Below are 10,884 nucleotides of genomic sequence, written 5' to 3'. Positions count from 1 at the left end.
GCGAGTCGGAACCACCCCTTCCCATCCCGAACAGGACCGTGAAACGACTTTGCGCCGATGATAGTGCGGACTACCCGTGTGAAAGTAGGTCATCGCCAGGCTCTTATACCCAGAACCCCCAGCCCCATAAAGGCTGGGGGTTTTGCTTTTGCGGCGACGATTTCGTTCGCGCCGCGAAGCCCTCGTCATTTCAGCGTCGTATCGCTGTTGTATTCAGGGTACCGGAGTATTCCGGCGCGGATTTCGTTCTGTTATGTTTCCTACAAGCGCCGGGTCTAGGCGCGAAGCAGCGACGAGAAATTGGGTTTAGGGGGTTACATGGCGGCCACGAAGTTATGGCCCGCGCTTGCCAGCATGGCAGGCGTGTTGTTGTTGGCGGGATGTGCATCGAGCGGGGGAAATCCTCCCTTCGATCCGACGAAAATGGTCCCAGTGGCCGAAGTGGATTGCAAGACATTCGCGGCTAAAGCCGGCATGAAGTCGGCTGTTCACGTCGATGCGCTGGAGGCGGCGAATATCGCGACCGTGCTGGCCACGCAGCGGAATGCCGATGCTGAGGCTGGCGGCGACCCCGATGGCGAGGGCGAAGGCAGTGCTGCCGCGCCCGTGGCATTGCCCGAACTTCCTCCATTTTCAGCGTCCGCGTCGCTCGCCAATCTTCCTGCGGGCTGGCAGCCGTGGACGATCAACCGCAACAAGACCCCCACACGCTACACGCTGACCGAAGTGGATCAGCGCCTGGTGCTGCATGCCCAGGCCGACAGTTCCGCATCGGGGCTCTATGTGCCACTGACGCAGCGCGACCCCGGCATGCTTCGCTGGATGTGGAAGACGCGCGACGTGATCCGTAGCGCCGACAACGCGATGGGCCAGCGGGAAGACGCGCCTTTGCGCATCTTCGTCGCCTTTGATGGCGATACGGCCAAGCTGTCGCTGCGCGACCAGCTCATGTACGAAATGGCCCGCATCACCACGGGCCGTGAGATGCCTTACGCCACGCTGATGTACATCTGGGGCGGTCGCCGTCCCGCCGGCGCGGTGTTGAACAACCCCCATACGGATCGCGTCCGCATGATCGTGGTCGATTCGGGCACGCGCCACGCCAATAGCTGGCGCTGCCATGAGCGCGATCTGCGCGCGGACTACCGCAAGGCGTTCGGGACCGATCCCGGCAAGGTCATCGCCGTGGGGCTGATGACCGATACCGACAATACCAAGAGCCGCGCGGAGTCCTGGTACGGGGACATCGTCCTCGATTGACCGGGGGCTAGTCCTGGTCGATTGAGCAAGCGGAGGCCTGGCTTGGCGCCGTGTCCTCGAGCGCGAGCAGGGCGAACGTCGCCAGCCAATGGGTGGCGACGTAGTGGCCGCCCACCGCCTGCGGCAGTGACGCCTCGAGGTGATCGGACCACGCCCGCACAGCCAGCGGCTGGAGCGTCGGGGGCAGGGCGGGCCCCAGCAGCCGCCAGCACCATGCACGGGACAGGTTCAGGCCGTCCAGGTGCGACATCTTCGGGTCCGTGCGATCCGCCACCGTCACCGGCGTCAGCCAGGTCGCCAACTCGGCCTGCCCTGGCGAGAACATCTCCCACCAGTCCCCGAACGAGCAGTCGTCGTCGGTCACCTGCTGCATCAGGACCGCTTCGATCAATCCACCTGACAGGAACTCGTCGCCGCCCGGCTCGTAGCGGGCGGGATACCGTTGATCATGTCCGAACCAGCGGTGCGCGCGCCGGACAATGGCCTTGCGCAGCGCCAGATGCTGCGTGCTACGCGCGAAATGCAGCGCCATCACCAGCGCAAACGCGCTGTTGAAATGGGTGCCGGTCCGCACCGGGAAATCGGCGATTTCGATGGATTCGATCAGACGCAGCGCGAGGTGGTCGGCCAGGGGCGCACAAGCTGCTGCCCATTGCGCTGCCTGTGGGTCGGCAGCGCCCAGCAGCGTCAATTCCGACTGAAGCCGCAGCACCCACGCCCAGCCGTACGGGCGCTCGAACGTGCGCGAGCCCGGACGCTCGAAGTACGCCAACTCCGTCGCCAATGCCTCAGGGCGAAGTTGCGCGTCGAGCGTCTGCCGGATCTGCGGTGCGATCGGCAGGTCCGGGCGCGTCGCCAGCAGTCGCACCAGCAGCCAATGCATATGGACCGACGAATGCCAGTCGTAGCTGCCATAGAAGACCGGATGCGCCACCGCCGGCTCGGTGAGATCGCCGGCACGCGCCATCAGGTGGTCGAGCTTGTACGGATAGGGACGGACGATGTTGTCCAGCGCCACCCGGGCGAAGCCTTCCGCCGTGTTGTCGTCCAACAGCGTATGCGTCATCGCCGGCCTTTCCTATGAGCGGATTCTGAAAAGCTGCCCGCAATCAACGCCAAACTTAGGCGGCAGCGAGCCACTTCTCCACGAGTTTCACGAAGAACGTCGAGCCCACCGGCAGCAGCTCGTCGTTGAAGTCGTAGCTGGGGTTGTGCAGCATGCACGGTCCCATGCCGTGGCCGGCCTCGCGGTGCGTGCCCTCGCCATTGCCGATGAACAGGTAGCAGCCCGGCTTTTCCTGGAGCATGAACGAGAAGTCCTCGGCGCCCATGGTCGGCTCGACGTTGCCGTCCACATGGTCCGCGCCCACCACCTCGCTGGCCACGCCCACCGCGAACTCCGCCTCGGCGGCGCTGTTGATCGTCGGCGGGTAGTTGCGGCGGAATTCGAATTCGATGGTGCAGTCGAACGCCGACGCCACCGCGCGCGACACCTCTTCCATGCGCCGCTCGATCAGGTCGAGCACCGGCACCGTGAACGTCCGCACCGTGCCGCCGATCCATGCCTGATCCGGCACGATGTTGGTGGCATCGCCGGCGTGGAACTGGGTCACGGAGATCACGGCCGTGTCGATCGGCCGCTTGTTGCGCGTGATGATGCCCTGCAGCGCCGAGACGATCTGCGTGCCGGTGAAGACTGGGTCGAAGCCGTTGTGCGGCATGGCCGCGTGGGCGCCCTTGCCCTTCACGACGATGCGGAATTCATTGCTCGATGCCATCAGCGGCCCGGCCGTGGTGCCGAACGAGCCCACCGGCATGCCCGGCCAGTTGTGCATGCCGAAGACGGCATCGCACGGAAAACGCTTGAACAGCCCGTCCTTGATCATCTCGCGCGCGCCGCCGCCGCCCTCTTCGGCCGGCTGGAAGATCAGGTTGACGGTACCGTCGAAATTACGGTGCTCGGCGAGGTAGCGCGCCGCGCCAAGCAGCATCGCCGTATGGCCGTCATGGCCGCAAGCGTGCATCTTGCCGTCGTGCTGCGAGCGATGGCCGAAGGTATTGGCTTCCTGCAGTGGCAGTGCATCCATGTCGGCACGCAGGCCAATCGAACGGCCGCTGTTGCCGTTGCGGATCACGCCGACGAGCCCCGTCGTGCCAAGCCCGCGATGGACCTCGATGCCCCACGATTCCAAGCTTTTTGCGACCAGATCAGCGGTGCGCTGTTCTTCGAAGCAGAGTTCGGGATGGGCGTGGATGTCGCGGCGGAGGGTGCGGATTTCGGCTTGCGCCTGGAGGATTTCTGGGATGAGCTTCATGGTGCCGTACCGGGCAGTGGGATACCCCGATCATACCTGTCTGCCTGCAAAGCGCCAAAGACGGACCTTGGCGCCCCGACTTGGCGCACTGCAGCACAGCACCTCGCGCGCCCGCGCACCCCTCGCCGGGTGGGTTTCCCCGCATGGCGCTGCCGTTCCACTGCTGGAACAGTTCATGCTTGAAGTGCCTGGCCGGTCGCGCCCGGATCCGCGATGCAGAATGGACCGCACCAAAATGCGGCGATTTCTTATTGCGCAGGCGACGACTGCTCCTTATTGTCATTTCAGACTTCCCACAGGGAGAAACGCGCGATGTCCCTTCGCACTGTCAACAAGGTCAAGATCGCCATGAGCAAGAGGGTCGGCAATACCGCCGCCGCCGTGCTGCTGGCGAGCGCCCTCGGCCTCGGCCTGGCCGCGCCCGCCCAGGCGGTCGACCTGAAGATCGCCATGAGTTCGCCGCCGACCTCGATGGATCCGCATTTCTATAACCTGTTCTCGAACATCAACGTGTCCGAACACGTGTTCGACTCCCTGGTGAAGCTCGACCCGGACAGCCGCATCATTCCGGGCCTGGCCGAGTCCTGGAAGCTCGTGAACAACCTCACGTGGGAATTCAAGATCCGCAAGGGCGTGAAGTGGCATGACGGCACCGAGCTGACGACCGAGGACGTGGTCTGGTCGCTCGACCGCCCCGCCACGATCCTGAACAGCCCGGGCAAGTTCGACGTCTATACCAAGGCGATCATCAACAAGAAGGTGATCGATAAGTACACGCTCCAGCTGACCACCAACCAGCCGTATCCGTTGATGTTGAACGACCTGACGTCGATCTTCATGGTGCAGAAGAAGGCCACGCAGGGCCTGACGTCCGACGACTTCGCGCAGGGCAAGGGCATGGTCGGCACCGGGCCGTTCAAGTTCGTGAGCTACGCCCGCGACGACCGGGTCGAACTGGTCAAGAACCCCGACTACTGGGGCCCGAAGCCGGCCTGGGACAAGGTCACGCTGCGCTTCATCCCGAACCCGGCCACGCGCCTCGCCGCGCTGCTGTCCGGTGACGTGCAGGCCATCGAGAACGTGCCGACGCCGGACCTGCCCAAGGTGCGCCAGGACCCGAAGCTGTCGTTCTTCAGCAAGATCTCGCACCGCGTGATCTACCTGTTTTTCGATGCCAAGCGCGACAAGTCGCCGTACGTCACCACCAAGGACGGCCAGCCGATGGATAAGAATCCGCTCAAGGATGCGCGCGTGCGGAACGCCATCAGCATGGCCATCAACCGGCAGGGCATCAAGGACCGGCTGATGGAAGGGCTTTCCGAGCCGACCAACAACCTCGTGCCGCCCACGCTGTTCGGCTACAACCCGGCCCTGAAGACGGTGAAATACGATCCCGAAGGCGCCAAGAAGCTGCTCGCGGAGGCGGGCTACCCCAACGGCTTCGGCGTCACGCTGCACACGCCGAACAACCGTTACGTGAACGATGAGAAGATTGCCCAGACCATCGCCCAGAACCTGACGCGGATTGGCATCGCCACCAAGGTGGAAGGCATGCCGATGGCCACCTATTCGTCGAAGGGTATCAAGCACGAGTGGTCGTTCGGCCTGCTCGGATGGGGCGCCCAGACCGGCGAGGTCAGCTCGCCGCTGCGTGCGCTGCTCGCCTGCGAGGACTCGAAGAAGGGCTTCGGCACGACCAACTGGGGCGAGTACTGCAATCCAAAAATGGACGTCGTACTAGAGAAGGCGCTGGCCACGGTGGAAGACGCTGAACGATCGAAGCTGCTGCAGGAAGCCACGGCCATCGCCATCAACGACGGCGGCATCATCCCGATCCACCAGCAAGTCACCACGTGGGCCACGCAGAAGGGCATCACCTACGTGCCGCGTACCGACGAGCGCACTTATGCGCATAACTTCAAGCCGCAATAAGTCGGCTGGGGTCAATCGGCTGCACTAAGCTAGCAGCGGATGCCGTCGTGCAACGGTCCCTGACCTGGGGACCGTTGCCGGCGAAAGGATAGTGTCTCCACCATGCTGGTTTTCATCATCCGGCGCCTGATGCAGAGCGTGGTCGTGCTCCTCGTCATGTCGCTGCTCGTCTTTCTTGGCGTTTTTGCGATCGGCAACCCGGTCGACATCCTCATCAGTCCGCAGGCGGACCAGGAGGACATCAAGCGCACCATCGCCGCGCTCGGGCTGGACAAGCCGCTCTGGGAACAGTACTGGATCTTTCTGCAGAACGCCTTGCACGGCAACCTCGGCATGTCGTTCGCGCATGGCACGCCCGCACTGAAGCTGATCTTCGAGCGCATGCCGGCGACCATGGAACTGGCCGTCACGGCCATCCTGCTGGCCATCGTTCTCGGCATTCCGCTAGGTCTCTGGGCTGGGCTCCGGCCCACCGGCGTGGCCGGCAAGTCGATCATGACGATATCGATCCTGGGCTTCTCGCTGCCCACGTTCTGGGTCGGCCTGATGCTGATCATGGTGTTCGCGGTGCAGCTTGGCTGGCTGCCGTCGAATGGCCGGGGCGAGACCGTGCGGGTGCTGGGCATCCCGCTCAGCTTCCTGACCGTGGACGGCATCCGCCACCTGATCCTGCCGGCGGTCACGCTGTCGCTGCTGAACATCGCCATGGTGATCCGGCTCACGCGCGCCGGCACGCAGGAGGCCATGCTGCAGGACTACGTGAAGTTCGCCCGGGCCAAGGGCTTGTCGAACTCCCGCATCGTCGGGGTGCACGTTCTTAAGAATATTCTGATCCCGATCGTGACCGTGATCGCGCTCCAGTTCGGCTCGATCATCGCGTTCGCCATCGTGACCGAGTCGATCTTCGCCTGGCCCGGCATGGGCAAGCTCATCATCGACTCGATCCAGTTGCTGGACCGCCCGGTGATCGTGGCCTACCTGATGGTGATCGTGACGCTGTTCATCCTGATCAACCTCGTGGTGGACATCGTCTACAGCATGCTCGATCCGCGCGTGCGCATTGCCGACAACAAGGGCTGAGCCATGAGCGCGAGCACCGTACCGAACCCAACCAAGGAAGTCGCGATCCCGGCCGTGCCGGCGAAGGAGCAGACGCCGTTCCGCCGCTTCGCCCGGCAGTTCCTGGAGAGCAAGCTGGCCGTGCTGGGGCTGGTGACGCTCGGCCTCATCATCCTGATTGCGATCTTCGCGCCATGGCTGGCGCCGCAGAATCCGTACGACCTGGCCACGCTGGACGTGCTCGACGCACGGATGGCCCCGGGCGAACAGGCCGGCAGCGGCCTGACCTTCCTGCTGGGCTCGGACGAGCAGGGGCGCGACATCCTCTCCGCCGTGATGTACGGCCTGCGTATCAGTATCGGCGTGGGGGTGCTCAGCACGGTGATCGCGCTGCTGCTGGGGGCGACGCTCGGCCTGCTGGCCGGCTTCCTCGGTGGCCGCATCGAGGCGCTGATCATGCGCGTGGCCGATCTCCAGCTTTCGTTTCCGCCGATTCTGCTGGCGCTGATCCTGCTGGCCTTCCTGCGGCCGGGCCTCGGCAACATCGTTATCGCCCTGGTGGCGGTGCAATGGGCCTACTACGCGCGCACCACCCGCAGCGCGGCGCTGGTGGAGCGGCGCAAGGAGTACATCGAGGCCGCCACCTGCCTGGGCCTGCCGCCGGGGCGCATCATGTTCCGCCACCTGCTGCCGAACTGCCTGCCGCCGCTGATCGTGATCGCCGCGCTGCAGGTGGCATCGGCCATCACGCTGGAGGCCACGCTGTCGTTCCTCGGGCTCGGCGTGCCGGTCACGGAGCCGTCGCTCGGCTCGCTGATTTCGAACGGCCAGCAGTACATGCTGTCCGGCAAGTACTGGATCAGCTTCTTCCCGGGGATCGCGCTGGTGGTGACCATCGTGTCGATGAACCTCGTGGCCGACCAGTTGCGCGACGTGCTGAACCCGCGCCTGCAAACGCAATGACCGCCCAGGAGCGCGCATGAGCCAACCTACCCTGGTGGTCGAACACCTGAAAACGCAGTTTTTCACGCGCGCCGGCGTGGCCAAGGCCGTGGACGACGTGTCGTTCTCGGTCAACCGCGGCGAGATCATGGGCCTGGTCGGGGAGTCCGGCTCGGGCAAGTCGATGACCGGCTATTCGATCATGGGCCTGATCGATGCGCCCGGCAAAGTCGTCGACGGCCGGATCGCGCTGACCAGCCGCGACGGCGTGACGCGCGACCTCCGCGCGCTCACCCCCGCCCAGCAGCGCGACGTGCGCGGTAACCGCATCGCAATGATTTTCCAGGACCCGATGATGACGCTGAACCCGGTCCTGCGCATCGACACCCAGATGATCGAGGCCGTGCGCGCGCACGACAACGTCAGCAAGCCGGCCGCCCGCGAGCGGGCGCGCAACGCGCTGGCCCGGGTCGGCATTCCCTCGCCGGACGAGCGCCTGACCGCCTACCCGCACCAGTTCTCGGGCGGCATGCGCCAGCGCGTGGCGATTGCCATCGCGCTGCTCAACAAGCCGGACCTGATCATTGCCGATGAGCCGACCACGGCGCTGGACGTGACCATCCAGGGCCAGATCCTCTATGAGATGCAGTCGCTGTGCCGGGAATCGGGCACCGCGCTGATCTGGATCACGCACGACCTGTCCGTGGTGGCCGGGCTCGCGGACAAGGTCTGCGTGATGTACGCCGGCAAGATCGTGGAATCGGGCGATGTGCGCCAGGTGCTGGAGCATCCCGAGCACCCGTACACGCACGGGCTGATCGGCTCGGCGCCGTCGCGCAACCCGCGCGGCACGCCGCTGCGGCAGATTCCGGGGATGACGCCATCGCTGCTGAATCTGCCCGGCGGCTGCTCGTTCCGCGAGCGCTGCCCCTACGCGACCGACATCTGCAAGACCGAACCGCCGCTCGGCACCTCGCCAGACGGCCGGGAGCTGCGCTGCTTCCACCCGGTACTTGCCCAGCAGGAGGCCGCATGAGCCAGTCCGTGATCGATACTCCGGCGAGTGCCGCCAACATCACGCCGACCGAGCCCGCGACGCCTCCCGCGCCGCTGCTGGAGTTGCGCGCGGTGTCCAAGCGCTTCGTCAAGACGCTCGACGTGGCGGCCAAAATCGCCAATGTCTTCGGCGCGAAGCAGCGCGTGGAGGTGGTGCATGCCGTAGATCGCGTGGACCTGGCGATCCGCGCGGGCGAGGTGGTCGGGCTGGTGGGCGAGTCGGGCTGCGGCAAGTCCACGCTGGGCCGGATGGCCGTGGGGCTCCATACGCTGACCGAGGGCGAACGGTTCTGGCGCGGCGTGGATCTGGACCGCCTGCCGCCGGACAAGCGCCGCGAGAAGCAGCTCGCCATCCAGATGATCTTCCAGGACCCGTACGCGTCCCTGAACCCCCGGCTGCGCGTGCTCGATATCGTCGGCGAGGCACCCGTGGTGCACGGCATGGTCGAGAAGGGCGCCCAGAAGACCTATGTGGAAGACATGCTCGTACGCGTGGGCATGGATCCCACCGTGCTGCGCCGCTTCCCGCACCAGTTCTCGGGCGGACAGCGGGCGCGCATCGGCATCGCCCGGGCCTTGGCCGTGAAGCCGGAATTCCTGGTCTGCGACGAATCGGTGGCGGCGCTCGATGTCTCGATCCAGGCCCAGGTCCTGAACCTGTTCATGCGCCTGCGGGAAGACCTGAACCTGACCTACCTGTTCATCAGCCATGACCTGGGCGTGGTCAAGCACATCAGCGACCGCGTGGTGATCATGTATCTGGGGAGGGTGGTGGAGTCGGCGCCCACCGAGGACGTGTTCGCGGCGCCGAACCACCCGTACACGCAGGCGCTGCTGGCCGAGGCGCCCAAGCTGGAAGTGGGCAAGAAGACCTATGTGGCGATCCGGGGCGAGATCCCGTCGCCGCTGAACCCGCCGCTGGGCTGCCACTTCCACCCGCGCTGCCCGCACGCGATGCCGCGCTGCCGGGAGGAACAGCCGATGCTGAAGGAGATCGCGCCGCTACGCTTCTCGGCGTGCCATCTGAACGATATGGCTTGAAAGGGGCCCCTCCGCCCCAGGAGGGGCGCCCCAGGTGCGGTCAGCGAATCACCACGCCGCGCGAGTTGATGATCGTCATTTCGACGAATTTCGATCCCACGTGGTTCTCTGGCCCGTACTGGACGATGAAGCCGCCCAGATCCACGTTGCGCATGCTTTCCACGGCGGTGATGAACTTCTCGCGCGTGACCTCGCGCCCGGTGCGGCGCAGCCCTTCCACGAACGCCTTGGCGGCGATGAAGCCCTCGATACTGGCGTAGTCGAAGTCGTTCTGCTTGCCGGACGCCTGCAGCAGGCGCAGGTACTCGCGCACCACCGGCAGCGTGGCGTTGCCCGGGTGCGGCATCACCTGCGAGATGATCACGCCGCTGCCCAGCGGGCCCACTTCCTTGGCCAGCGCCTGGGTGCCGACGAAGGACACGTTGTAGAACTGGCCGCTGTAGCCGCGCCGCAGGGCTTCCTTCACGAACGCGCCCACGGTGCGGTAGGCGCTGATCAGCACGATGGCGTCCGGGCTGGCCTTCATGGCGCCCTGCATCGCGTCGCCGATCTCCACCGTGTTGCGGATCACCGACTCCTGGGCGACCAGCTTCACGCCGCTGTCGGCCGGGAGCGACTTGATCGCCTGCTCCACCCCGGCGATGCCGGCCTTGCCGTAGGCGTCGTCGTTATAGACCACGGCCACGCGCTTCAGGCCCGTGGTGCGGATCTGGCGCACGATGGCGGAAGTTTCCTCGTCGTAGCCGGCGCGCACGTGGAAGACGTAGCGGCTGCGCGGGTCGCGCAGCGACTGGGCGCCCGTGAACGGGGCGAAGAACGGCACGCGCGCCTGGTTGGCCAGTGGCACGGCGGCCTGGCTGGTCGGCGTGCCCACGTAGCCGAACAGCGCGAAGACGCGGTCTTCCTCGATCAGCTTTTTGGTGTTCTTGATGGCATCGTCCGGCTCGTAGGCATCGTCCAGCGCCTTGAGTTCGATCTTGCGGCCGAACACGCCGCCTTGCTGGTTGATGTAGTCGAAATAAAGCCGCGCGCCCGAGTTCATCTGCTTGCCGAGCACCGCGGTGGAGCCGGTCAGCGCGGCGGACTGGCCGAGCAGGATGGTGTCGGCCGTAACGCCGGTCTCGGCGGCCGTAGTGTTGGCCGCGCTTGCCGCGCCGGATGCGACGACGGCGCACGCCGCCAGCAGGCCGGCAAAGCGCCGGCGCGTGACCCCAGAATGCAAAACCATGTGAATCCCCGTCAAAAAATCCAAAGTGTTCTTGTGCTTCTGTACCCCGCG

At 65.4% G+C, this 10,884-nt stretch carries 9 protein-coding genes and 1 rRNA gene; 7 read left to right on the top strand and 3 right to left on the bottom strand.

Going from position 1 to position 10,884, the window contains the following annotated elements:
- A 5S ribosomal RNA gene (gene rrf, locus AC1EJR_RS16205) occupies nucleotides 1-101 on the top strand; the annotation flags it as partial.
- A gap of 217 nt (nucleotides 102-318) precedes the next feature.
- Entirely contained in the window at nucleotides 319-1,260 is a 942-nt protein-coding gene (locus tag AC1EJR_RS16200) for a DUF3047 domain-containing protein (RefSeq protein ID WP_177219979.1), read from the top strand.
- Between the two features lie 7 nt (nucleotides 1,261-1,267).
- Here the strand turns inward: AC1EJR_RS16200 and AC1EJR_RS16195 are convergent, their stop codons facing one another.
- Entirely contained in the window at nucleotides 1,268-2,326 is a 1,059-nt protein-coding gene (locus AC1EJR_RS16195) for a DUF2891 domain-containing protein (protein WP_092298487.1), read from the bottom strand.
- Between the two features lie 55 nt (nucleotides 2,327-2,381).
- Nucleotides 2,382-3,575, bottom strand: coding sequence for a M20 aminoacylase family protein (locus AC1EJR_RS16190; protein WP_092298490.1), 1,194 nt, complete (start codon nucleotides 3,573-3,575; stop codon nucleotides 2,382-2,384).
- Nucleotides 3,576-3,923: 348 nt separating this feature from the next.
- Here AC1EJR_RS16190 and AC1EJR_RS16185 point away from each other — a divergent pair, with 348 nt between their 5' ends.
- The 5 genes from AC1EJR_RS16185 (at nucleotide 3,924) to AC1EJR_RS16165 (ending at nucleotide 9,605) form a co-directional block, all read left to right on the top strand.
- Nucleotides 3,924-5,507 (top strand): ABC transporter substrate-binding protein, encoded by a 1,584-nt coding sequence (locus AC1EJR_RS16185; RefSeq protein WP_092298966.1) that lies wholly within the window; start codon nucleotides 3,924-3,926, stop codon nucleotides 5,505-5,507.
- A gap of 102 nt (nucleotides 5,508-5,609) precedes the next feature.
- A complete protein-coding gene (locus AC1EJR_RS16180) occupies nucleotides 5,610-6,587 on the top strand; it encodes an ABC transporter permease (RefSeq protein WP_092298493.1) in 978 nt (325 codons plus the stop codon).
- 3 nt (nucleotides 6,588-6,590) lie between these two features.
- The gene (locus tag AC1EJR_RS16175; protein WP_092298496.1) at nucleotides 6,591-7,529 is read left to right on the top strand and encodes an ABC transporter permease; all 939 of its coding nucleotides are present in this window, start codon (nucleotides 6,591-6,593) and stop codon (nucleotides 7,527-7,529) included.
- Nucleotides 7,530-7,545: 16 nt separating this feature from the next.
- Entirely contained in the window at nucleotides 7,546-8,544 is a 999-nt protein-coding gene (locus AC1EJR_RS16170) for an ABC transporter ATP-binding protein (RefSeq protein WP_454757352.1), read from the top strand.
- Nucleotides 8,541-9,605, top strand: coding sequence for an ABC transporter ATP-binding protein (locus tag AC1EJR_RS16165; RefSeq protein WP_441592184.1), 1,065 nt, complete (start codon nucleotides 8,541-8,543; stop codon nucleotides 9,603-9,605). Before AC1EJR_RS16170 ends, AC1EJR_RS16165 begins: the two co-directional genes overlap by 4 nt.
- Nucleotides 9,606-9,645: 40 nt before the next feature.
- Here the strand turns inward: AC1EJR_RS16165 and AC1EJR_RS16160 are convergent, their stop codons facing one another.
- Nucleotides 9,646-10,833, bottom strand: a complete 1,188-nt coding sequence (locus AC1EJR_RS16160) for an ABC transporter substrate-binding protein (protein ID WP_092298504.1) — start codon at nucleotides 10,831-10,833, stop codon at nucleotides 9,646-9,648.
- Nucleotides 10,834-10,884 lie beyond the last annotated feature (51 nt).

Source organism: Cupriavidus sp. 05T42 (assembly GCF_056396345.1).
The sequence above is the reverse complement of the archived record's forward strand: the minus strand, read 5'-3'. Positions and strand labels throughout refer to the sequence as shown.

Excerpts from the sequence above, each read along its gene's own strand:
- AC1EJR_RS16200 (WP_177219979.1), top strand. The coding sequence starts at position 319 with ATGGCGGCCACGAAGTTATGGCCCGCGCTTGCCAGCATGGCAGGCGTG.
- AC1EJR_RS16195 (WP_092298487.1), bottom strand. The coding sequence starts at position 2,326 with ATGACGCATACGCTGTTGGACGACAACACGGCGGAAGGCTTCGCCCGG.
- AC1EJR_RS16190 (WP_092298490.1), bottom strand. The coding sequence starts at position 3,575 with ATGAAGCTCATCCCAGAAATCCTCCAGGCGCAAGCCGAAATCCGCACC.
- AC1EJR_RS16185 (WP_092298966.1), top strand. The coding sequence starts at position 3,924 with ATGAGCAAGAGGGTCGGCAATACCGCCGCCGCCGTGCTGCTGGCGAGC.
- AC1EJR_RS16180 (WP_092298493.1), top strand. The coding sequence starts at position 5,610 with ATGCTGGTTTTCATCATCCGGCGCCTGATGCAGAGCGTGGTCGTGCTC.
- AC1EJR_RS16175 (WP_092298496.1), top strand. The coding sequence starts at position 6,591 with ATGAGCGCGAGCACCGTACCGAACCCAACCAAGGAAGTCGCGATCCCG.
- AC1EJR_RS16170 (WP_454757352.1), top strand. The coding sequence starts at position 7,546 with ATGAGCCAACCTACCCTGGTGGTCGAACACCTGAAAACGCAGTTTTTC.
- AC1EJR_RS16165 (WP_441592184.1), top strand. The coding sequence starts at position 8,541 with ATGAGCCAGTCCGTGATCGATACTCCGGCGAGTGCCGCCAACATCACG.
- AC1EJR_RS16160 (WP_092298504.1), bottom strand. The coding sequence starts at position 10,833 with ATGGTTTTGCATTCTGGGGTCACGCGCCGGCGCTTTGCCGGCCTGCTG.